This is a genomic window from Pseudomonas atagonensis, from assembly GCF_011369485.1.
In the GTDB taxonomy this organism is placed as follows: Bacteria; Pseudomonadota; Gammaproteobacteria; order Pseudomonadales; family Pseudomonadaceae; genus Aquipseudomonas; species Aquipseudomonas atagonensis.
On sequence record NZ_VXCA01000012.1, the window covers coordinates 186,922 to 209,664 of the forward strand.

Here is a 22,743-nt window from a genome sequence, read left to right on the forward strand (position 1 = left end):
CCCTTGGAATTGCCCGACACGCCCTCATAACATGGGTTACACCCAACGTCCCACGAGAGGAAGACAGGCCATGACCAGTCAAACCGAAACTGCCATTCTTGCCGGCGGCTGCTTCTGGGGCATGCAGGATTTGCTGCGACGCTATCCTGGCGTGCTGCAGACGCGGGTCGGTTACACCGGCGGCGATGTGCCGAATGCCACGTACCGCAACCACGGCAACCATGCCGAAGCCATTGAAATCGTCTTCGACCCGGCGGTGATCAGCTATCGGCAAATCCTCGAGTTCTTCTTCCAGATCCACGACCCCAGCACGCCTAACCGCCAGGGCAACGACCTCGGCCCGAGCTACCGTTCGGCGATCTATTACCTCAGCGAAGCGCAGCGCGATATCGCCGAAGACACCGCTGCCGACGTCGACGCTTCAAAACTGTGGCCAGGCCGGGTTGTCACCGAAATCGAACCGGCCGGGCCATTCTGGGAGGCGGAGCCAGAGCATCAGGATTATCTGGAGCGCATTCCGAATGGCTACACCTGCCACTTCATCCGGCCGAACTGGAAATTGCCGAAGCGTGTGTGAGGAATAAAGCACTAAACGAAGCTTCAGAAGCCACCTTTCAAACGGTGGCTTCTGAAGTCTTGAACCACAGGCAAACACGCAAGCCACGCCGGTTTACTTCGTCGGTAAAGCGCAGTTCGACCGTTGCCCCACAACGATCAGCAATCGCGCTGACGATGGACAACCCCAGCCCGAAACCTGCTTCACCCGAACCCAGGCTTCGGTAAAACGCATCGAACACCAGCGCCTGCTCTTCGGCGCTGATCCCCGGCCCCAAATCCTTGACCTCGATAACCACGCCCTTGCGCGCTCGCGCGACGCTCAAGTCGACCTGCCCACCTGCCGGGGTGTAACGGATCGCGTTGTCCACCAGGTTCTTGACCACGATGAACAGGTCCAGCTCGTTGATGACGATCTGCACGTCTTCGACGCTTTCAACGCCGATGTCGATGCCTTTGTCTTCGGCCAGCGGCAGCAAATCTTCCAGCACGCGGCGGAAAACCTGATGAACTGACACCGCATCCTCTGTACGTGGTTCGATGGATTGCGCGGCCGCCAGTGCCAGCAATTGCTCGATCAGTTTCCGGCTGCGCTCGATCCCTTGAGCCAATGGCTGGAAGTTTTCCCGGGCGGCGGCCGGCATGTGCGTCGACGCCAAACGCTCCGCTTGCAGGGACAGCGCCGTCATCGGCGAGCGCAGCTCGTGGGCGGCGTCGGCGATAAACCGTCGCTGGGGTTCCATGGCTTGCGCGACACGCCGAAGCAATCGATTGATGGCCACGACGAAGGGCCGGATCTCGGTTGGCAGATGTTTTTCTTCGATGGGATGCAACGCCTGTTGATCACGCTGATCGATTTCCGCCGAGAGCGTGGCGATCGGGCGGAACAGCTTGCGCACCAGATCCCCGACGACCAGCAGCAACACCGGAAACAGAATCAGAAACGGCAGCAGGCTGCGCAAGGCACTTTCCCGAGCTTCCTTGTCGCGCACGTCCGCTTCTTGCGCGACCACGATACGCTCGCCTACCGAAGTGGTTCTGACCAGAACGCGAAAAGCCTCGCCCGCAATGTTCACCGTTGCCAGGCCATCGGCCAGCGTCGCGGGAAACGGCAACGGGATGCTCGCGTCGTCATTGCCTGTCGCTTTGGCGCTGTCGGCGAGGTATTGCACGATGATCCGCGACTCTTCGTCATCGCCGGCGATGGGTTCCTCGCCGGGATAACGCAGGGTCATGTGCTGGCGATCAAACAGAACGGCGACCTGACGCAGGTTCTCGTCCTGCATTTCATGGGTTTCGTTGAGGGCGGAGAAAAACGCGAAGGTCCCGGCGGCGCCCATGCCGAGACCGCCGTAGGTTTTGGCTTGCGTCAGCAAGTCGCCAAGCGACGCGCCGAATGGGCGGGTCAGGATGTAGGCGACCCAGAACGTCAACACCACGTTGGCCCCCAGCCGCCAGGCCAGCAGTGTCGCCGCAATCAGCGCGCCGAAAATCACCGCACCGACGGTGAACCCCAGACCCAGCGCTTCCGTAGCGAGATCGCCGGCGGCAGTGCCCAACGCGAACGTGCAGAGAACGGTTGACCAGTAGAAAAACTCGCGCCGCGGCGTGTTGATTTCGCGGATCGACAGGTTGTGCTCAAGCCTGTACCAGAGCAGAAAATTCATCGCCAACAGCACCGAGAACACGGCAGTGCTGACGTACAGACTGATGTCGAGCATGTCGGTCATGATGTCGGTGATCTGCGTGCCGACGATGCTCACCAGCACCACCGTCAACCAGTAAATCCATGGCGAACAGGCCGTTTTACGCATCTGAAAAAACAATGCGCAGGTCAGCAACAACGCCATGCCGATGCTGGTCCAGCCAGCGCCGAATCCAGTTTGCGTAGAGGAGACGATACGGAGGGAAACTTAGCTGAGACTGAGGCCGCGCCTGTCTGCCCTTTTGGCTTGCGGCGCATATGGGCTATCGTGCCGGCCTCGGATCTGTTGTATTCATGGAGGAACAATTGCGGACTTATTCACTGAACGTAGCGTTGCTGGGGCTTTTATCGCTCACGCAAGCTTCACTGTCCGTCGCGGACACTGACAACGGGACAAATCTCTATTCACAGAGATGCGCCGTGTGCCACGGTGCAGACATCAAGGGAACCGGCCCGCTGGCCAAAAAAAGCACGCCGCCCACCCCTGACCTCACGACACCTGCGTTCAAGCAACGACTCAAGGATTACCCGGGCGTTATCGTGTCCTCGATCATCCTTCGCCCCAACGGTGACCTGATTCCAAAAACCTTGCGCGAGAACGGCGTGAAGATTGCGCCCCATGCCTGGAGCGTGAAGGATTTTCGGGATCTGAATCAGTACATGAGCGGGGTGATTTCAAAGGCACGGTGACTTTCTCTGCCGTTCGTCGCAAAACCACATGCACCTGTCAGATCTGACAGGTGCGCAATCCCACAAAATACGTTGTGCTGACACCTGCCCGTTTCCATTGCGCAGGAACTTCGTCCATGACCACTTCGACCCCACCGAACAACACCGTTCTCGCTCTCGCGCCACCGTACGTCAACGGCCAGACCTATCCTGTGGAAGGCGCTGATATCGGCGTGCCCAAGGTGGCTGTTGGGCCGGCACCCGACGGTAAGACTTTTGAAGCCGGCTTGCCCAAGGTGGATGTTGAGCTGGGATCCGACGGCAAGATTCTTGTCGTCTCCGTCACCGTCGATCCACCGATCTCGGGCACCATGGATCCCGGTGATGTCATGCATCTGTGGCTCAAGGGCGAGCCGGCTGCACTGGACTTCAAAATCATTGTCGACCCGAACGTGAGAACCCTCCTGCACATTCCCGAAGGCCGGCTGCATCCGGATCTGCTCAACCTGCTGTACTACACCGTGACGCGTGGCAGCACCAACATCGGCACCCTCGATCCGCCACTTTCCATGCTCTACAACCGTATCCGCCCCGGCCTCAAGGATCGCCTCACCGTGCCCGGCGGTCATTCCGAACTCAAGTTGCTTCTGCCTGACGAGATCAGGAACGGCGTTGGCAAGGATTTCGTCAGTGCCCAAGTGCGCGTCTCGTACCCGTATTGCCGGGCGTACGACACGATCACCCTGAAGTGCAATGGCGAATTTCTGGAACCCAAACCACGGGTCAGCCCGACTCAGGCCCCGCCACCGCCCAACCCCGGATCCGAAGAGCCGACCACCTTTTGCTTCACCATCACCCGCGCCTTCCTCGACAAGGCGAAGCGCCAGAACAACAAACTGGATTTCAGCTACACCGTCACCGACCAACTCCTCAACGGCCCGGACCCTGATGCACCGTGGTCGGCGGTGCACACCGTGGATGAGGATCTGGACGGCAAGCGTCTGCCGATGCCGATTCTGCTGGAACGCAAAGAGGACTATCCCGGCGATAACGCCGAGGAAATCGATCTGGCAAAACTCGCGGGTGGCCCGCTATTGCTGGTGGTTTTGACGGCCGATAGCCGCTTTGTGGTGGGTTACGAAGTAATCGCGACCTACACCTGCAAAGTGCCGGGGCAGCCGGACATCGAGGTCATCGTCAAGGGCAAAGTGGAAGCGGATCCGTTTGGAGCGAAAAAAACCCTGTTCCTTGAAGTGCCCAACGACAAAGTCCTTGAACGTGGCGCCGTGACGGTCGTGTATGAGCTTCGCGATACCACGGGTAAGCCGGTGGCGACGTCCGGTACAGCGAAGGCGACGGTAGTGGGGACGCGGATCGAGCCGAAGGCGCCAGCGATCAAGGAGGCGCCGAATGGTGTCAGCCTGGTCCCCAATGCGGCAAAGTCTGCCCTGACCGCCATCGTGAATTACGTGGGCATGAAGCTCGGTGACAAAATCATTGTCACTTGGAAAGGCGCTGCGGGCACGCCGGCGGGAGGCTCACACACCGCACCGGAAAAAACCGTCACCGTACTCGGGCCGCAGGAAATACCGCTGGCCAACAGCGTGGTGGCGTTCAACCTGAACGAGTCGGTGAGCGTGAGCTATGCGGTCCAGCAAGGCAGTCAGAAACCGCAACCGTCACAGACCCTTGTCCTGGCAGTGCTGGCGTTGATTCTGGACTTGTCGAACGTGCCGAAATTCCTTCAGGCCGCCAACAATGGCGACGGGGCGGAGTTTGATGTTTCGAAACTGACCGCCAATGCTATCTTGCGGGCTTTCGACTGGCCGCTGATCGCGCTGCTGCAGAGGGTGTGGCTGCGCCTGTTCGGTACGAACGACGACAATACCCCTTACGAAAGAACCATCTGGAACGGAGGAGGCGCCCAGACCAACAAGAACTGGATCAACAATCGTTACTACGACACAGCGGCGTTGAAGAGCGAGTTGCAGGGGTTGAAAAACGGTTCGCTGTTGAGAATCGAGTTCAAGGCGGGGTTGAAGGGTAGCCTGTTCGAAAGCGACGCGGTGACCTTTACGGAGCGCGCTTACACCATAAAAGCTGTGGAAGACCTGAAGCCGACCATCGACTCGATCAAGGGCTTGCCGAGCAACATCGAAATCCCCCCAGGTGGTATCACCGTGGAAACCCGTGTAATTCTGACGGGTATCGCCGCCAAGGGGCAGAAGGTCGATGTACTGCTGGGCACCGTGTCCAAAGGTCAGCCCGTTGCCGACCCGACAACCGGACGCTGGACTCAGGAAGTGACCGGCCTGACGGTTGCGCTTCACAGTTTCACTGTCGAGGCGCTGTATGGTTCGGGGCAGACATCCGACCCGCGTACCCTCACCGTAGTATCTGAACTCATTGTGGACACCTCCGATCTATTCCTCTCAGGGGCGAATATCAGTATTGCCGGCACCGATCTCCCGTGGACGAGAATCAGTGATCCAGCAGGCACCAGCGCCAACAGGGCGGCAACGGGCGGTACATCCCCATACAAGTACAAATCTGACGATAAGCTTGTGGCCACGGTGGATGAAAACGGGGTTGTACGCAGTACCGGGAATGGCACCACCACCATCACTGTCGAGGATAAAGCAGGCCAAACAAAGTCGTTTAAAGTCACCACTAGCAATGTACGAAGGTTGATCACCACCTACCCGAATAGTTTGACCTTCACTGCCTTCCTCCAATGGGTCTCTACCGCTAACGCCCAACACTGCACGCGCTCAGAAGGCGAGGTCGCCGCCTTCGCCCAAGCTTTGAGCGCCATCTTCCAACCCACCCTCCCGCCGGGCGACACCTATCATCCTCAATACTTCATCTGTGCGACCGTTAGTCCTCGAGGCTCAGTCGTAAAAATGCACACTGGCTGGGTCGGTACTCCCCTTATCCCCATCTTTCAGGGACCATCATTTAACGCGTACTCCCCGCCCACCTTGAACCCTACTTACAAAGGCCTCGCATTCGCTCCATAAGCGTAAAAAGAAGAGGAAAAGGTGACGGATCTATTTACAAACGGCAGACGTTGAACGGTGTTTAAGGTTACTTCCAGAAAGCCACGCAACCTTGCGCCTTTGCCTACAGCTACGCCAGAATCCGCCGGCTTGTGCGCTTTGGAGGCGGGTTCTACATTGGATCGGTCGCTGACGAATCAGCGATCGGGTTTAGCGACCCGAATCTGTGTAGGCGCACCAGCGCTCCAAACTCAATTGCAGACACTCTGCCTGCGATTGATGTCATGGCGGCTGTGCGTGGGAGACCTTCGGGTCTGCCGGGCGCCTACACCCGGTTCGCTAACCTGCGTCCAGCCGCCACCTTTTCTTGTTTAGCGACAGGTTTTGGTGGTCTCACCTGTAGGAGCTTCACCATGTTCAAACCCACACCCAACCCACCCGAAACCGACACCACTTCCCCCTACGAATCCCTCAATTCGAAAAAACTCCACGACGCCGCCGAACGCGCGCTCGACCATTACCTGATCCCCCGCCTCGACGAACAACCCGCACGCCAGCCCAGCACCATGTTCACCGTCGCCCCCGCCATCAAAACCGAAGAACTGCTGGCCCACGCCTGTGAGTCCATGGCCTCGGCCAGTGTGATGCTCAGTGATTTTGCCGGGCTGCTCGACACGCCCTATCGCCAAACGTTGCTGGGTATTCAGCAAGTGGTGATGCTCGGCGAACTGGCGGTCAATCGGGCGCTGGATAATCTCGAACTACCCGCCGAGCATTGAACTAAACGCTAGAAAAATGGCGGAAGGCAGCCGGAGTCGAACCTGCCCGGGAACGGATGCCGTCCCCAACCGGGTTTGAAGCCCGGCCGCGCCACCGGGCGCGATTGCCTTCCTTGAACTCAGGGCGCGCCGGGGTTGGCCAGCGCGTTGTCGTGGCGGATCAGTCGGTGTTCGCCCAAGCGTCGCGTGAGGCCGAGGCGGTCGAAGTATTCGAGGAACTGAATGCAGCGTTTGCGTCCCAAGCCTAGCGCATCGCGGACGGTTGTCACCTGGATCTGCGGATTATCCTCGGCCAGTTGCAGCAGCATCGCCGCCATTTGCCGCAGGACAATGTCGGTGACAAACAGGTCGCGCACCACTTGATGGGTCAGCCCCAGACGCGCCAGTTTGCGCAGCAGCAGGCGCACATTGGCGTCTTCCTCGCCGACGGTTTTGGCGAGGTCGCGTACCCACGGCGGGTCGAAACCGGCCTGTTCGAACAGCGGTTGCAGTTGTTGCCAGAGGGTTTCGTCAGCAGCGCTCAGGCGTACCTGATGATCCGGCAGGTGCAGCCACGGCCCACTGGCGTTGATCGAGCTGGCGGCGAGCAGTTCGTCGAGCAGGCTGATGAACGCCGAGCGCTCCAGCGGCAATGCACTGAAACGCCGCAGGCGATCACGATCGGGGCCCATCTGGTCGGGTTCCAGTTCATGCAGGCGTGCCAGTTGTTCCAGCAACGTGAACTTGAGCAGACCCCAACGTTGTACGTTGAACAGCAGCGCACCTTGGCGCGTGTCGATCAGGCGCGCGTTGTGCGGCAATGCCCAATCGGCGCGCGGGTGATTGAACTGGCGCTCCAGACGTAGCGGGTCAAGCCCTGCCGCGCTGTGGTTGAGCAGCAGCGGCAAGGCGTGTTCGAACGTGTGGTTGAGGGCCAGCGCCTGCAGTTGCGCCAGACGCTCGGGGCTGCGCCGCTGCCTGGCCGGGGCGAACGGGTCAAGCACCTGACCGCCACCGAGGGTACGTTGCGCACTCGGATCGCGCAGGATCAGCCGATCGCCCTTCACCGCGTGCACCGGCGCGTTGATCAGCAATTGCGAGAACATGCGCTCGCCGGGGTTCAGGCGTGCGCCTTCGAGCAACGCGACGCGGGCGATCACGTCTTGTGTGCCAAGGTGCAGGTGCACCGGGTGAAAGTGTTCGAAGGCGCGTTCGCCGGGCAACAGTTGAAAGTCGATGTCGATCCGTTGTGTCGGTGCGTGCAGCCATTGCGCCAGCAGCCATTGGCCGCGATGAATCTGCGCCAGTTCGAGGCGTTCGCCGCTCAGGTTGAGGGCTACGCGTTGCCCGGCAAAGGCCTGTTCAGCTGGCTGATTCTGCGCATGCAGCCCGCGTACTCGCACCGATTTGCCGGACGGCCCGAGTGCCAGTTTGTCGCCCACGCTCACCACGCCGGACAACGCCGTGCCGGTGACCACAATCCCCGCACCCGCCACGCTGAAAGCGCGGTCGATGGCCAGACGAAAGCCGCCTTCGCGACTGCGCTCATGCACCTGGTGTTGCGTCTGCAGCAGCGCCTCGCGCAGCGCATCGATACCCTGCCCGCTCACGCTCGACACCGCCAATATCGGTGCGTCGGCGAACGGCCCCGGCGCGAGCAAATCGGTGATCTGCTCGCGCACCGCCGTCACCCTGCCCGCCTCGACCCGATCACACTTGGTGATCGCCACCAGCGCCCGTGGAATGCCCAGCAGCTCGACAATCGCCAGATGCTCACGGGTTTGCGGCATCACGCCGTCATCCGCCGCCACCACCAGCAACACCAGATCGATGCCTTGCGCGCCGGCAAGCATGTTGTGGGTGAATTTCTCGTGGCCCGGCACGTCGATAAAACCACTGAGTCCTGCACCCGGCGCCAGTTCGGCGTAGAGATAACCGAGGTCGATGGTCATGCCGCGCTCGCGTTCCTGCGGGCGGCGGTCGCCGCTTTGCCCGGTCAGGGCTTGCAGCAACGACGTCTTGCCGTGGTCGATGTGCCCGGCGGTGCCGACGATCACCGGGCGACCTGCAATTGCGCTAACTGCACCAGCCACGCGGGTTCGTCGTCGAGTTGGCGCAAGTCGAGCCACAGCGCGTCGTCGTCGATGCGTCCGAGCACTGGAATCGGCAAACCGCGCAACGCCGCCTCAAGATTCAGCAGATAACGCCCGCGCATGCGTTTCGACACCTGCGGACGCAGGCACAGCGCCGCACTGGGCAAGCGCGCGACCGGTTGGCTGCCGCTGCCGATCATGCCCAGCGCCGGGATCGCGCTGACTGACCACGGTTCGCCCAAGGTCTGCGCCAACAACGGTTGAAGGCGTTGTGCCTGATCGAGAATGTCAGCCTGCAGGCGGGTCAGCAGACGCAAACTCGGCAAGCGTTCGGCCAGTCGATCCGGATCGCGGTACAGGCCGAGCACCGCTTCCAGCGCCGCCAGGGTCAGTTTGTCGACGCGCAATGCGCGTTTCAGCGGGTTCTTTTTGATCTTTGCGATCAGCTCTTTGCGCCCGACGATCAACCCGGCCTGCGGGCCTCCGAGCAACTTATCGCCGCTGAAAGTGACGATGTCCGCGCCATCGAGCAGCGCCTGGCGCACCGTCGGTTCTGCCGGCAGCCCCCAGCGCGTCAGGTCGAGCAGACTGCCGCTGCCCAGATCTTCCAGCAGCGGCAAGCCATGATGGTGGGCCAGCTCGGCCAGTTCCGCCGTCGGCACGCGCGCGGTGAATCCTTCGATGCTGTAGTTGCTCGCATGCACGCGCATGATCAAACCGCTGCGCGGGCCGATGGCGGCCTCGTAGTCGCGGGCATGGGTGCGATTGGTGGTGCCGACCTCATGCAGACGCACGCCGGCTCGGGCCATGATGTCGGGAATGCGAAAGGCGCCGCCGATTTCAATCAGTTCACCGCGCGAGATGATGCCTTCCTTGCGAGCGCCCAGGCTGTTGAGCGTCAGCAGCACGGCGGCGGCATTGTTGTTGACCACGGTCACGGCTTCGGCGCCGGTCAGCTCGCGGATCAGGCCTTCGATCAGATCATCGCGATCACCGCGTTTGCCACTGGCCAGATCGAATTCCAGATTGAGCGGATAACGCGCAGCCATTTGCACCGCTTCGATGGCTTCGTCCGGCAACAGGGCGCGACCGAGATTGGTGTGCAGCACCGTGCCGGTGAGGTTGAACACACGTCGCACGTGGCTGCGTTGCTGCTGCGCCAGACGTTCACCGACGCGGCCGGCGAGCACTTCGGGACTGATTTCAATCGCGGACAATTGCCCGTTCAATACGCTGGCGCGCAGCTCATCGAGCAACTGGCGCAAACACGCCAACAAAGAATCACGACCAAAACGCTCGGCCAAAGGCACACACGCAGGATGACGCAACAACCCGTCAATGGAAGGTAACCGCAGGGCACTGCTCGCAGACATCAGCCACTCCCGAAAAAAGCTGACTGTGGGAGGGGGCTTGCTCCCGAAAGGGTCGTATCAGTCTCATCATCAGTGGCTGACTCGCCGCCTTCGGGAGCAAGCACCCTCCCACAGGTTTTGTAGGCCATCTGGAGACACGACAAACCATCAAGTTCAATTCGCCCCTTCCAGCGATTTTCGGGAGTGTAGACGTTGCGTTCATTCATCTCCCGGCGACGCCGTCAAACCGGTGGGAGGGGGCTTGCTCCCGAAAGGGTCGCATCAGTCTCATCATCAGTGGCTGACTCACCGCATTCGGGAGCAAGCCCCCTCCCACAGGTTTTGTAGGCCATCTGGAGACACGACAAACCATCAAGTTCAGTTCGCCCCTTCCAGCGATTTCCGGGAGTGTAGACGTTGCGTTCATTCATCTCCCGGCGACGCCGTCAAACCGGTGGGAGGGGGCTTGCTCCCGAAAGGGTCGCATCAGTCTCATCATCAGTGACTGACTGGCCGCATTCGGGAGCAAGCCCCCTCCCACAGGTTTTGTAGGCCGTCTGGAGACACGACAAACCATCAAGTTCAGTTCGCCCCTTCCAGCGATTTCCGGGAGTGTAGACGTTACGTGTATTGGTCTCCCGGCGACGCCGCCAAACCGGTGGGAGGGGGCTTGCTCCCGAAAGGGTTGCATCAGTCTCATCATCAGTGGCTGACTGGCCGCCTTCGGGAGCAAGCCCCCTCCCACAGGTTTTGTAGGCCGTCTGGAGACACGACAAACCATCAAGTTCAGTTCGCCCCTTCCAGCGATTTCCGGGAGTGTAGACGCTGGGGTCATTCATCTCCCGGGGCCAGTAACAGATTCGGTGCCAGCCGTTGAAAACCGTCCTGCGCCAGACGCATGTCGAGCAACAGGCTGCTGAGATCCGCCGACATCGCCTCGGCGTCGGGGTCGTTTTCCAGATAAACCAGTTTCAGGTAGCTGTTGCAGCCCGGGCAGACTTCCGCCCGAATGGGCGCCTGATTGGCCGGATGGCGATCGTCTTCAAGGCTCAGGTAGTCGAGGCCTTTGCTCGATTCGCAATACACGCATTTGACCCGCACCACATGCCATTCGCAGGCGCACAGCGAACACACCAGATAGCGCAAGCCGTTGTGCTTGCCGCGATGACGGATCACCCCCGCCATGGCCGGCGAACCGCAGGCCGGGCACTGGCTGAGGCTGTCGCCGGGTTTCAATTGCAGATTGGCAGCGCTGAGCAGCCAGTGACTCCACGCCGTTTGTAACGCGGCGCCGAGAAACGGCACCAACGCCGCAGGCACCATGGAGTATTGGCCGCTGACCAACGCCACCGCCCACGCGCGCCACTGGCCGGTACTGGCAACGCGCAGCGTCGTCACGGCTTCGACCACGGCGGGTTGCGCCAAGGGATCGTAGCGTTGCAGCAAAGCATCGAGGTAAGCCTGCCAGGCATCTTCACGAATCAGCGTGTCCGCCGCGAAAGGCGGCATGCCGTGCTGCTGACACGCCTCGATTCGCTGCTGATCAAACGGCGCCGTCAGCGGCGGATCGTCCAGCACTTGCTGCTGAACCCGACACAACCCGGCAATCAGCCGCAAATACTCGGCCAGCGGGTGCCCTTCGGCCAGTTGCTCCAGCCGCTGTGCGCGCAAGGTGAAGAGGTTATGCGGTGGCAGATGCAGAAACGGCGGCGAACTGGCCGCCGCCTCGATTTCCCCGGGTTCAAGAATGGTTGCCAAAGGTCAGCCCTTTTTGGTGATCGGTCGCTCCGGTACGTCGGTCTGACGCTCATCTCGGGTGATGTCGCGGTACCAGAGTTCGTGGTGTTTTTTCGCCCAGGCGCGGCTGACCCAGCCATGCAACATCGCGTCGACCGAACCCTTGATCCACAGCCCGGCGTAGATGTGAATGATGATGCTCAGGATCAGCACAAACCCGGCCAGTGCGTGCAGCAGCATCGCCCAGCGAATCACGGTGATGCCGAAGAACGCACTGAAATACGCCCGCCAGATCACCAGCCCGGTGAACAGCAAACCGAGCATGCACAGCAGTAAAGTCCAGAACAGCATCTTTTGCCCGGCGTTGTACTTGCCCACCGGCGGTACGCTTTCTTCGTCGTTGACCAGCACGCGGTCGATGCGGCGCATCCATTTCCAGTCATTGTCGATGAAGAAATTGGCGCGCCAGAAACGGAACACCAAACCGAGGAAGAACACGAACATCAGTACGCCCATGAACGGATGCAGAATCCGCGTCCACGGGCCGCCGCCGAACAGGTGAGTCAGCCAGAACATCGAGGGATGAAACAGCGCCAGCCCGGACAGCCCGGCCATGAAGAACAGAATCGCCACCAGCCAGTGATTGGTGCGCTGGTTGGCGGTGTAACGCAGGATCGTCTTGTTGCTCATGGCCGGTCCTCCCCGCGTGGATCGAAGGTGTGCACCGCCGGATCAACGACGTGCACCGAGGTGTCAGGTGGCGCTGGATGTTCATCTTCTTCTACGCGATTCGGGCCGATGCGCACGTAATGGAAGAACCCGGCCAGCACCGCCGCGCCCATGGCCAGCAGGCCCAGCGGTTTGCTGATGCCTTTCCACAGTCCAACGAGCGGACTGATGGCCGGATCCTGCGGCAACCCCGCATAGATTTTTGGTGTGTCAGCGTGGTGCAGCACATACATCACGTGAGTGCCGCCGACGCCGGCCGGGTCGTACAGACCGGCATTTTCGAAACCACGGCTTTTCAGGTCGACGATGCGTTCGGCGGCGTGTTCCTTCATGTCTTCCTTGGTGCCGAAAACAATGGCGCCGGTCGGGCAGGTTTTCACACAGGCCGGCTCCAGCCCCACCGCAACGCGATCCGAACACAAGGTGCATTTGTAGGCCTTGTGATCTTTCTGCGAAATGCGCGGAATGTTGAACGGGCAACCGGTGATGCAATAACCGCAGCCGATGCAGTGATCCTGATCGAAATCAACGATGCCGTTGGCGTGCTTGATGATCGCGCCGGGGCTCGGACACGCCGCCAGACAACCGGGCTCGGCACAGTGCATGCAACCGTCCTTGCGGATCAGCCATTCGAGATTGCCGGCGTCGGTTTCGTGCTCGGTGAAGCGCATCAACGTCCAGGTTTCTGCGCTCAGGTCTTGCGGGTTGTCGTAGGTGCCGTGGTTGTGGCCGACCTCGTCGCGCAGCTCGTTCCATTCCGAGCAGGCAACCTGGCAGGCCTTGCAGCCAATGCACTTGGTGGTGTCGATCAGCTTGGCGACCGCCTCCTGATTCCTCACCGAGGGCGGCACCGTGGTGGTGGCCGAGCGGGCAATAATGTCTTGGCTGGCCATTTACAGTTTCTCCACGTTGACCAGGAATGACTTGGATTCCGGGGTCTGGGTGTTGCCATCGCCGAGGAACGGCACCAAGGTGTTGGTCAGGTAACCGTGACGCGTCAGCCCGGTGAACCCCCAATGCAGGGGGATGCCGATCTGATGCACGACCTGGCCGTTGACCTGCAGCGGCCGAATCCGCTTGGTCACCACCGCCACCGCTTCGATAAACCCGCGTTTACAGCTGACGCGCACACGATCACCGGCAGCGATGCCCTTCTCTTTCGCCAGCACTTCGCCGATCTCGACAAACTGCTCAGGTTGGGCAATCGCGTTCAACTTGCAGTGCTTGCTCCAGAAGTGGAAATGCTCGGTCAACCGGTAACTGGTGCCGGCATACGGGAAGTCCTTGGCCTCGCCGAGGGTTTCCCAGACCGAATCGAAGATCCGCGCCGCCGGGTTGCTGGTGGCTTTCTTGTTTTGCGGGTGCAGCGGGTTGATGCCGATCGGTGTTTCGAATGGCTCGTAGTGCTCAGGGAATGGCCCTTCGTTCATCTTGTCGACGGCGAAGAAACGCGCCACCCCTTCGGGGTTCATGATGAACGGATTCATCCCGGCTTCCGGCGGCACGTCGGCCTTATAGTCCGGCACGTCGGTGCCGCCCCAGGCTTTGCCGTTCCACCACACCAGGCGTTTCTTCGGATCCCACGGTTTGCCCGATACGTCCGCCGAGGCACGGTTGTAGAGAATCCGCCGGTTGGCCGGCCAGGCCCACGCCCAGCCTTGGTGCTGATGCATGCCGTACGGGTCAGAGTTGTCGCGGCGGGCCATCTGGTTGCCGGCCTCCGTCCAGCTGCCGGCGAAGATCCAGCAACCGGACGCAGTGCTGCCGTCGTCCTTGAGCAAGCCGAAACCGGCCAGTTGCGAGCCAGCCTTGACGGCGGCGCCGGTGGCATCAGTGAAGTCGGCGACAGCGCTGCCATTAATCTCTTTGGCCAGCTCCTCCGGCGATGGCTCGTCCGGGATCTTGTACGGCCACGTCAGTTTCAGCAGCGGATCAGGGAATTTGCCGCCCTCGGCCTGATAGCGCTTGCGCAGGCGCAGGAACAGTTCGGCCATGATGCGAATGTCGGTCTGCGCTTCGCCCGGGCCATCGGCGCCCTTCCAGTGCCACTGCAGCCAGCGGCTGCTGTTGACCAGCGAGCCATCCTCTTCGGCAAAACAGGTGGTGGGCAGGCGAATGACCTCGGTCTGGATCTCCGCGCTTTTCACATCGTTGTACGGCCCGACGTTGTGCCAGAACTCCGAGGTTTCGGTGGCCAGCGGATCCATCACCACCAGCCATTTCAACTTGGCCAGCGCGCCCATCACGCGGTTCTTGTCCGGCAACGCGGCAATCGGGTTAAAGCCCTGGCACATGTAACCGTTGACCTTGCCCTGGCTCATCAGGTCGAACATTTTCAGAACGTCGTAGTTGGGAATGTCGAGTTTCGGCAAATGGTCGTAGCACCAATTGTTCTCGGCCGTGGCGTTGGCGCCGTACCAGGACTTCATCAGGCTGACGTGGAATTTGCTGTAGTTCTGCCAGTACGACAATTGCCCCGGACGCAGCGGTACTTGTGTGCGTTTATGGATGAAGGCGTTGTAGTCCTGTTCGTTGTCAGTGCCCAGTGTCAGATAACCCGGCAAGGCGTTGGACAACAGCCCGAGATCAGTCAGCCCCTGAATGTTCGAGTGGCCGCGCAAGGCGTTCACCCCGCCACCCGGCATGCCGACGTTGCCCAACAACAGTTGCACCATCGCCGCGCTGCGAATGATCTGTGCGCCAATCGAGTGCTGGGTCCAGCCGAGCGCGTAGAGAATCGTCATGGTCTTGCCCGGTGTCGAGCAGGTGGCGATTTCTTCCCAGATTTTCTGCATGGCATCGACCGGCATGCCACAGATCTGGCTCGCGAGGTCGATGTTGTAGCGGCTGTAATGCTGCTTCATCAATTGATAGACGCAGCGCGGGTCCTGCAGCGTCGGGTCGACTTTGGCAAAGCCGTCCTCGCCCAACTCGTAACCCCAGCCGGATTTGTCGGTGTAGCTGCGCTTGGCCACGTCGTAGCCGCTGAAGATGCCGTCTTCAAAGCCGTAGCCTTCTTTGACGATGAACGACACGTCGGTGTAGTTGCGCACGTATTCGTGCTGGATCTTGTCCTCGGTCAACAGGTAATTGATCAGACCGCCCATGAAGGCGATGTCGGTGCCGGTGCGGATCGGTGCGTAATAATCGGCCACCGAAGCAGTCCGGGTAAAACGCGGATCGACCACGATCAGCCTGGCGGCGTTGTGCGCCTTGGCTTCGGTCACCCATTTGAAGCCGCACGGATGCGCTTCTGCTGCGTTGCCACCCATCACCAGGATCAGATTCGCGTTGGCGATATCGGTCCAGGTATTGGTCATGGCACCACGGCCGTACGTCGGGGCAAGACTTGCCACCGTCGGGCCGTGTCAGACACGCGCCTGGTTATCGAACCCCAGCATGCCGAGACTGCGAATCACCTTCTGGGTGATGTAACCCGCTTCGTTGGACGCTGCCGACGCCGCGAGGAAACCGGTGCTCAGCCAGCGATTCACCGTTTGCCCATTGGCATTTTTCTCGATGAAATTGGCATCGCGGTCGGTTTTCATCAGGTCGGCGATGCGGTCGAGCGCTTCGTCCCAACTGATTCGCGTCCATTCGCTGCTGCCGGGTTTGCGCGTTTGCGGGTAAAGCAGACGGCCCGGGCTGTGAATGAAGTCGAGAAGGCCTGCGCCTTTCGGGCAGAGGGTGCCGCGGTTGACCGGGTGGTCGGCGTCGCCCTCGATGTGGATGATGCTTTGCGCTACGTTCTTCGCTCCATCGCCCTGGCTGTACATGATCAAGCCGCACCCGACCGAGCAATACGGACAGGTGTTGCGGGTTTCATGGGTGTGGGCAAGCTTGAAGTGGCGCACCTGCTCGGCGAAGGCCATCGTCGGGGCCATGCCCAACGCGCCCAGGCTTGAGCCTGCAAGGCCGATACCGGCGACCTTGAAGAACTGACGACGGCTGAGATCCATCGTGCACTCCTGATCAGGTGGAACCCGGTACTTGTGCCGGGTTTTATCTGGACAATCACGGTTGCGGCAAACGTCTGCCGACTTTTTCACTGTAGACAATGACCACACAGTCTGTGTGAAAACCGACCGTCGGCGACAATCGGTCACCCGCTGTAACACCTGTGGGAGGGGGCTTGCTCCCGAATGCAGTAAGTCAGGCACATCATTGGTTTCTGACCCACCGTATTCGGGAGCAAGCCCCCTCCCACAGGTTTTGTGTGCTCCCTTTGGGTCATGGGATTAGAATGGCCGGCAGAATTAACCCGCCTTCACGAGACCGCGCATGACTTTCGATTTTGATCAGGTATTCGACCGCCACAACACCGGCAGCACCAAGTGGAGCCGCTATCCGGCCGACGTGTTGCCGATGTGGGTCGCTGATATGGATTTCGCCGCGCCACCGGTGGTAATCGAAGCGCTGCAACAGCGTCTGCTGCACCCGCTGGTCGGTTACAGCGTGGCGCAGGACAGCTTGCGTGAAGCCATCGTCGCCGACCTCTGGAACAAATTCGCCTGGAAGGTCAAACCGCAGGAGCTGATCTTCCTGCCGGGCGTCGAGTCCGGTTTCAACATGGCGCTCAAGGCGTTGGTACAGCCACAGCAGAACGTTGTGGTGCAGGTGCCGAACTACCCGCCGCTGCGTCACGCGCCGGGGCATTGGGGCTTGAACAAGGTCGAGCTGGAATTCGTCGCTCAGGCGGACGGCACCTACGCCACACCGCTGGATGTGTTGCGCGACTCCCTCAATGGCGGCGGCGCACTGCTGCTGAGCAACCCGCACAACCCGATCGGCAAAGTCTTCGGCCGTGAAGAGCTGCAAGCCGTGGCCGATATCTGCGTGGCGCAGGACGCGTGGATCATCTCCGACGAAATCCACGCTGAATTGTGCTTTGACGGCCGCGTGCACATTCCGACCGCGTCCCTCAGCCCGGAAATCGCCCAGCGCACCATCACCCTGATGTCGGCGAGCAAGGCCTACAACATCGCCGGCCTCAAGACGTCATTCATGATCATTCAGGACGCCGCCCTGCGCGAACGCGTCAACCACGCCCGTTGCGGCATGGTCGACAGCGTCAACCCGTTGGGCATGGAAGCCACCCGCGTGGCGTACAGCGAAGGCGCGCCGTGGCTGGCCGCGTTGAAAACCTACCTGCAGGCCAACCGCGACTGGCTGGTTGAAGCGGTGCGCAGCCGTTTGCCGGGCGTGACCATCAATGTGCCGCAGGGGACGTACCTGGCGTGGCTTGATTGCTCGGCACTGGATCTGGACAACCCGCAGCAGTTCTTCCTCGAACAGGCGAAAGTCGGCCTCAGTGCCGGTCTGGACTTCGGTGACCAGCACCAACAGTTCGTGCGCCTGAACTTCGGCTGCCCGCGCTCGCTACTGGAAGAAGGTATCGCGCGTATGGAGCGGGCTCTGGCCGATCGCAACAACTGAAACACCACACGTCCCTGTGGGAGCGAGCTTGCTCGCGAAGGCGGTATGCCATTCAGCGAAGATACAACTGAAATGGCCCCTTCGGGAGCAAGCCCCTCCCACATTTGGTGATGTGACACACGCGAGAAAAAACTGAACCCGGCGGCATCATGCCTCTCCATACCTTATAAGAGTCGCCCGGACTCTTCAGCGTCAGGAGGTCGTCATGCCAGCACTCGACCAACGACCGTGGGTTAACCCGGTGCGATTGCCGTCCTCAGGCGTCCCGTCATGAGTTTCGTCGTGTGGGTCGCCGTGCTCGGTGCGGTGTTGCTGACCCTCGCACTGACCTCGTCGTACCTGCGCTGGATGCCGGTGACCACCTCGGCGGTGTGCCTGCTGCTGGGTGTCGGTATCGGGCCGATGGGCCTCGACTTGCTGAAACTGTCCCTCGACGACGCCTCCTTATGGATGCAGCACCTGACCGAAGTCGCGGTGCTGTTTTCGCTATTTGTCTGCGGCCTCAAATTACGCCTGCCTCTACGCGACAAGCGTTGGCGCATCGCCTTCGGGCTGGCCGGGCCGGTGATGGTGCTGACGATCATCGGCGTCTGTCTGTTGCTGCATTTTGGCCTGCACATGCCTTGGGGGCCGGCGCTGTTGATCGGCGCGATTCTGGCACCCACCGACCCGGTGCTGGCGGCGCTGGTGCAGGTCAACGATGCCCGGGACATCGACAGCGTTCGCTTTGGACTGTCCGGCGAGGCCGGGCTGAACGACGGCATCGCCTTCCCGTTCGTGATTCTGGGTTTGCTGCTGTTGCACAGCGAAAACGCGTCTTCCGACTGGCTCAACTGGTTGTTGCTCAACGTGCTGTGGGCCGTGCCGGCGGGATTGTTGACCGGTTACTGGATGGGTCGCGGGATTGGCCGATTGACGCTGTCGCTGCGAATCCGCAACGACGACAGCACCTTAAGCCCCAACGATTATCTGGCGCTGGCCCTGATCGCCCTCGCCTACGTCGTCGCCGAAGCAATTGGCGGCTACGGTTTTCTGTCGGTGTTCGCCGCCGGGCTGGGTTTGCGCCAGGAAGAAGTCAAATCCACCGGCGCCGGCCAGCCGCCCGCCGAGCATCTGGTGCAACCGGTGGTCGGTCACCAGAACGTAGAGCCACAGCACGCGGTGCACGGCGACACCGAGCGATTGCAAAGCAGTCAGGTCGCAGCGGGCATCATGATGGGCGACATGTTGTCGTTCGGCAGTCTGGTCGAACGCGCCATGGAGGTGTTTCTGGTCACGCTGCTCGGCGTGGTGCTGATGGCGCACTGGGATTGGCGCGCGCTGCTCGTCGGTGGTGTGCTGTTCTGCATTATCCGTCCAGTCTGCGTGGCGTTGATGCCTTGGGGCTCGTTGCTGGATAGACGTCAGCGGCTATTGATCGGCTGGTTCGGCATTCGCGGGATCGGCAGCCTGTACTACCTGTTTTATGCCTTGAACCATGGCCTGACTGATTCCGTCGCGACGTTGTGCACTGATCTGACCTTGTCGGTCGTGGCATTGAGCATCCTGCTGCACGGCATCAGCACGCAACCGATCCTTGCGCGCTACGAACAACGAAAGAAACAGAAAATCTGATTTTTTCCAGCGGACTTTTACAGACTACCCATCGAATTTTCTTCTGAAAAAAAATGGATCCGCGCGCAACCGTTAGCAGTCACAACCATAACCCCTCGCCGGATGCATGTGGCGGGGCCTGGCAGGTTCGGTTCCCCTGCGGCGTCAAGCCCACGAAAAGGAATCCTGAAAATCAAGGTTACGGTCATGAAAGAATGCTCGACTCCTGCACAGATCAAGGCTTGCAGAGCACTGGCTCTGGAACGCAATCGGCAACTGTTCGAAGAAGCCCAGGCGCTGAATCGATCGGCCCATGAGTTACTCGAAACCCGCGAGATGGACGCTGAACAGTTTGAACACTACCGAGCGTTGCGCCGAAAAGCCGATGTGAAGTTTGCCGACGCGATCGAGCATTTGTGCGTGCTGAATGAAGACTTCCCGCCGATTCCAATGTCGGTGCACAACTCCCAGGGGTTGCGTCGCCAGCTTGAGACCAGCGAGTGATGCCACATAAAAAAAAGCCCGGCCATGTAGGCCGGGCTTTTTATTTTCAGCGGATCAGCCTCCCGGATTGGTCACCTGAATGAACACCGCATAGCTGCCCAACAACACCCAGAACGTCGCAAAGATCCATGGCGTGCGCACCGAAAACAACAGCGACTTGCGGTAGCCCTTGTGGCTCGATTCCATTTCACTGAATAGCGGCGACTCGTCATACGCCAGCCCCATCAAGGGTTCGCTGAGCAGCAGGTGACTTTGCTTGAAATGCCAGTGATCGATGATGTCGTACGCCGCGCGAATCCCCGGCCAGGCGTTCAATGAGCTGAGCAGCCCGAGCAACGCCAGAAAGGGTGGCACCACCAGCGTGAACAACTTGCCCCACTCCGGGTTGAGATTGGCCATGCACGAAGCAAACGCAATCACCAGAAACGACTGGGCGGCCAGATAGGCGTCCGTGCGATTGGCCAGAATGCTGGTTTCGTACTGGATCTCCCGACGATAGAAATCCAGCCGTTCCTTGGGCGAACCGAACATCTTGGCGTCGTGTTCGGTCAAGGTTTCTTCAGCAGTGGGATGGGTCAGTATGCGAGGCAAGAGGCGCGCGCTCCGGGGATGGGGGAACTGTTTAGAAGCCCCCGTGGCGCACTGGTTCAGCGCAATTTTCCGGCACGTCACTTCACTGACTGGGCGATGATTTCCACCAGATTCATTTGTGTAAAAGGCTTGGCCAGACGCGGCAATTGCGCGGCGAAACCCTCCAGTCGCTCGGCATACCCGGTGGCTAGGATGATCGGCAGATCCGGTTTGAGCAGTCGCACGGCCTGTGCCAGTTGCGCGCCGCTCATGTGCGGCATGGCCATGTCGGTGATCATCAGATCAATGACTTCACCCTGATCGAACAACTTCAATGCCTCGGCGCCGGAGGTGGCACTGACCACCCGATGGCCGAGGTCTTCCAGCAACAGACTGGTGCTGGTCAACACCAGCGAATCGTCGTCCACCACCAAAACACTGAGCCGGGGCACCGTGATCGATTCGGCGCAAGGGTACGCCGGTTTGACCGCCGCGCCCTCAATAGCCACCGGTAACCAAAGTTCGGCCGTGGTGCCGTGGCCCTTCTCGCTTTTAAGGATGAAACGGCCGCCAAGTTGTTCAACGAATCCGTGCACCATCGACAAACCCAGGCCCGTGCCTTTGCCAAGACCTTTAGTGGTGAAAAACGGATCTCTGGCCGAGGCCATTGTTTCGGCGTCCATGCCTTCGCCGGTGTCGATCAGGCTCAGGCAGACATAACGCCCCGCCGCCAACGCGGATTGACCGTGCTTGAGCACCACTTCGGGTTGTGCGCTGATCACCACGCTGCCGCCATTGGGCATCGCGTCGCGGGCGTTGGTCGCCAGATTGAGGATCGCCAGTTCCAGTTGATTGGTGTCCGCCAACACTGACTCCAGGTCGTCGGGAAACCGCGTTTCGATGCGAATCCCCGGACCGAGCGAGCTGCGCAACAGCCCGGTGATGCCTTGCACCAGTCTCGGGATGTCCACCGGCTCGGTCTTGAGTTCCTGACGGCGGGCAAACGCCAGCATGCGCTGGGTCAGCGACACACCACGCAATGCGCCTTGGGTGGCGTTTTCCAGCAAGCGACTGATTTTTGCGTCATCGCCGATGCGTTTCTGGACAATCTCAAGGTTGCCCAGAATCACCGTCAGCAGGTTGTTGAAGTCGTGGGCAATGCCACCGCTGAGCTGTCCGATCGCCTGCATCTTCTGCGCCTGGAACAGCGCCTCGCGGGTTTTCTCCAGAGCCAGCTGCGCCTCATGTGCCTCGGTCACATCGCGGGTGATTTTGGCGAAACCGAGCAAGGTGCCGGTGTCGCCGCGAATCGCATCGACCACCACATGGGCGAGAAACCGGGTGCCGTCCTTGCGCACGCGCCAGCTCTTGTTTTCAAAACGCCCCTCGCGAGTGGCTATCGCCAGCGCCCGTTGCGGCTCGCCGTTCTCTCGATCTTCCGGGGTGTAAAAAATCGAAAAATGCTGGCCGATGATTTCTTCGGGCAAGTAGCCCTTGATGCGCTGGGCGCCCTGATTCCAGTTACTGACCCGCCCTTCGGGGCTGAGCATGTAGATCGCGTAATCAGTCACGCCCTGAACCAGCATGCGGAACTGCTGTTCGCTCTGCTTGAGGGTTTCCTCGGCCATTTTGCGGTCGGTGAGGTCGCGGGTGATCTTGGCGAAACCGAGCAGTTTGCCGCTGGGGTCGATGATCGGGTCGATCACCACGTGACACCAGAAATTGGTGCCGTCCTTGCGCACTCGCCAGCCTTCACCTTCGAAGCGCCCTTCCCGGATCGCCGTGTCGAGCGCAAGTTGCGGCCGGCCGGCGGCTCGGTCGTCAGCGGTATAGAACCGTGAAAAATGCTCGCCGAGGATTTCTGCCTCTTCGTAACCTTTGAAGCGTTTGGCGCCAGAGTTCCAGCTGGTGATGATGCCATTCGGGTCGATCATGTAGATCGCATAATCGACCACGGCGTCGATCAACAGTCGGAAACGCATTTCCTCGACAGCAGCGGTCTTGTTCTTTTCGCTCATCACATTCACCGCACAGATTCATGTG

16 protein-coding genes, 1 tRNA gene and 1 pseudogene are annotated in these 22,743 nt (G+C 60.4%); 7 read left to right on the plus strand and 11 right to left on the minus strand.

Going from position 1 to position 22,743, the window contains the following annotated elements; translation table 11 throughout:
• The first annotated feature begins 70 nt into the window (after positions 1-70).
• A complete protein-coding gene (msrA, locus tag F2P67_RS08935) occupies positions 71-577 on the plus strand; it encodes a peptide-methionine (S)-S-oxide reductase MsrA (RefSeq protein WP_166219538.1) in 507 nt (168 codons plus the stop codon).
• A 37-nt stretch (positions 578-614) separates the two neighbouring features.
• On the opposite strand, the gene F2P67_RS08940 is transcribed toward msrA, so the two are convergent.
• Positions 615-1,994, minus strand: coding sequence for an ATP-binding protein (locus F2P67_RS08940; protein WP_343045150.1), 1,380 nt, complete (start codon positions 1,992-1,994; stop codon positions 615-617).
• Between the two features lie 27 nt (positions 1,995-2,021).
• A pseudogene (locus tag F2P67_RS27910) lies at positions 2,022-2,405 on the minus strand (COG4705 family protein); the annotation flags it as partial.
• Between the two features lie 149 nt (positions 2,406-2,554).
• Here F2P67_RS27910 and F2P67_RS08950 point away from each other — a divergent pair.
• The 3 genes from F2P67_RS08950 (at position 2,555) to F2P67_RS08960 (ending at position 6,707) form a co-directional block, all read left to right on the plus strand.
• Positions 2,555-2,950, plus strand: a complete 396-nt coding sequence (locus F2P67_RS08950) for a c-type cytochrome (RefSeq protein ID WP_166219690.1) — start codon at positions 2,555-2,557, stop codon at positions 2,948-2,950.
• Positions 2,951-3,066: 116 nt separating this feature from the next.
• Positions 3,067-5,949 carry an Ig-like domain-containing protein gene (locus tag F2P67_RS08955; protein WP_166219540.1) on the plus strand — a complete coding sequence of 961 codons (2,883 nt, stop codon included), beginning with the start codon at positions 3,067-3,069 and terminating at the stop codon, positions 5,947-5,949.
• Between the two features lie 392 nt (positions 5,950-6,341).
• The gene (locus F2P67_RS08960; protein WP_166219542.1) at positions 6,342-6,707 is read left to right on the plus strand and encodes a DUF6124 family protein; all 366 of its coding nucleotides are present in this window, start codon (positions 6,342-6,344) and stop codon (positions 6,705-6,707) included.
• Between the two features lie 17 nt (positions 6,708-6,724).
• Here F2P67_RS08960 and F2P67_RS08965 read toward each other — a convergent pair.
• From F2P67_RS08965 to fdnG, 7 genes are all read right to left on the minus strand, one after another.
• Positions 6,725-6,820 (minus strand) — tRNA-Sec (locus F2P67_RS08965).
• A gap of 6 nt (positions 6,821-6,826) precedes the next feature.
• Entirely contained in the window at positions 6,827-8,743 is a 1,917-nt protein-coding gene (gene selB, locus F2P67_RS08970) for a selenocysteine-specific translation elongation factor (RefSeq protein ID WP_166219691.1), read from the minus strand.
• The gene (gene selA, locus F2P67_RS08975) at positions 8,740-10,152 is read right to left on the minus strand and encodes an L-seryl-tRNA(Sec) selenium transferase (protein ID WP_166219544.1); all 1,413 of its coding nucleotides are present in this window, start codon (positions 10,150-10,152) and stop codon (positions 8,740-8,742) included. Before selA ends, selB begins: the two co-directional genes overlap by 4 nt.
• An 810-nt stretch (positions 10,153-10,962) precedes the next feature.
• The gene (gene fdhE, locus F2P67_RS08980) at positions 10,963-11,889 is read right to left on the minus strand and encodes a formate dehydrogenase accessory protein FdhE (RefSeq protein WP_166219546.1); all 927 of its coding nucleotides are present in this window, start codon (positions 11,887-11,889) and stop codon (positions 10,963-10,965) included.
• A 3-nt stretch (positions 11,890-11,892) separates the two neighbouring features.
• The gene (locus F2P67_RS08985; RefSeq protein WP_166219548.1) at positions 11,893-12,558 is read right to left on the minus strand and encodes a formate dehydrogenase subunit gamma; all 666 of its coding nucleotides are present in this window, start codon (positions 12,556-12,558) and stop codon (positions 11,893-11,895) included.
• A complete protein-coding gene (gene fdxH / locus F2P67_RS08990; RefSeq protein WP_166219550.1) occupies positions 12,555-13,490 on the minus strand; it encodes a formate dehydrogenase subunit beta in 936 nt (311 codons plus the stop codon). The genes F2P67_RS08985 and fdxH overlap by 4 nt, the downstream gene beginning before the upstream one ends.
• Complete coding sequence (gene fdnG, locus F2P67_RS08995) at positions 13,491-16,556, minus strand: formate dehydrogenase-N subunit alpha (protein ID WP_166219552.1); 3,066 nt, start codon at positions 16,554-16,556, stop codon at positions 13,491-13,493.
• Between the two features lie 322 nt (positions 16,557-16,878).
• On the opposite strand from fdnG, the gene F2P67_RS09000 reads away from it, so the two are divergent.
• The 3 genes from F2P67_RS09000 (at position 16,879) to F2P67_RS09010 (ending at position 20,130) form a co-directional block, all read left to right on the plus strand.
• The gene (locus tag F2P67_RS09000) at positions 16,879-18,033 is read left to right on the plus strand and encodes a MalY/PatB family protein (RefSeq protein WP_166219554.1); all 1,155 of its coding nucleotides are present in this window, start codon (positions 16,879-16,881) and stop codon (positions 18,031-18,033) included.
• A 270-nt stretch (positions 18,034-18,303) separates the two neighbouring features.
• Positions 18,304-19,647, plus strand: a complete 1,344-nt coding sequence (locus F2P67_RS09005) for a cation:proton antiporter (RefSeq protein ID WP_166219556.1) — start codon at positions 18,304-18,306, stop codon at positions 19,645-19,647.
• 186 nt (positions 19,648-19,833) lie between these two features.
• A complete protein-coding gene (locus tag F2P67_RS09010) occupies positions 19,834-20,130 on the plus strand; it encodes a hypothetical protein (RefSeq protein WP_166219558.1) in 297 nt (98 codons plus the stop codon).
• Positions 20,131-20,184: 54 nt separating this feature from the next.
• Here the strand turns inward: F2P67_RS09010 and F2P67_RS09015 are convergent, their stop codons facing one another.
• Positions 20,185-20,721, minus strand: coding sequence for a hypothetical protein (locus tag F2P67_RS09015; protein WP_166219560.1), 537 nt, complete (start codon positions 20,719-20,721; stop codon positions 20,185-20,187).
• A 77-nt stretch (positions 20,722-20,798) separates the two neighbouring features.
• Positions 20,799-22,718 (minus strand): hybrid sensor histidine kinase/response regulator, encoded by a 1,920-nt coding sequence (locus F2P67_RS09020; protein WP_166219562.1) that lies wholly within the window; start codon positions 22,716-22,718, stop codon positions 20,799-20,801.
• Between the last annotated feature and the right edge of the window lie 25 nt (positions 22,719-22,743).

What these genes read in the sequence shown, in the direction of transcription:
- msrA (WP_166219538.1), top strand. Translation starts at nt 71, where the DNA reads ATGACCAGTCAAACCGAAACTGCCATTCTTGCCGGCGGCTGCTTCTGG.
- F2P67_RS08950 (WP_166219690.1), top strand. Translation starts at nt 2,555, where the DNA reads ATGGAGGAACAATTGCGGACTTATTCACTGAACGTAGCGTTGCTGGGG.
- F2P67_RS08955 (WP_166219540.1), top strand. Translation starts at nt 3,067, where the DNA reads ATGACCACTTCGACCCCACCGAACAACACCGTTCTCGCTCTCGCGCCA.
- F2P67_RS08960 (WP_166219542.1), top strand. Translation starts at nt 6,342, where the DNA reads ATGTTCAAACCCACACCCAACCCACCCGAAACCGACACCACTTCCCCC.
- selA (WP_166219544.1), bottom strand. Translation starts at nt 10,152, where the DNA reads ATGTCTGCGAGCAGTGCCCTGCGGTTACCTTCCATTGACGGGTTGTTG.
- F2P67_RS08985 (WP_166219548.1), bottom strand. Translation starts at nt 12,558, where the DNA reads ATGAGCAACAAGACGATCCTGCGTTACACCGCCAACCAGCGCACCAAT.
- fdxH (WP_166219550.1), bottom strand. Translation starts at nt 13,490, where the DNA reads ATGGCCAGCCAAGACATTATTGCCCGCTCGGCCACCACCACGGTGCCG.
- F2P67_RS09000 (WP_166219554.1), top strand. Translation starts at nt 16,879, where the DNA reads ATGACTTTCGATTTTGATCAGGTATTCGACCGCCACAACACCGGCAGC.
- F2P67_RS09005 (WP_166219556.1), top strand. Translation starts at nt 18,304, where the DNA reads ATGAGTTTCGTCGTGTGGGTCGCCGTGCTCGGTGCGGTGTTGCTGACC.
- F2P67_RS09010 (WP_166219558.1), top strand. Translation starts at nt 19,834, where the DNA reads ATGAAAGAATGCTCGACTCCTGCACAGATCAAGGCTTGCAGAGCACTG.
- F2P67_RS09020 (WP_166219562.1), bottom strand. Translation starts at nt 22,718, where the DNA reads ATGAGCGAAAAGAACAAGACCGCTGCTGTCGAGGAAATGCGTTTCCGA.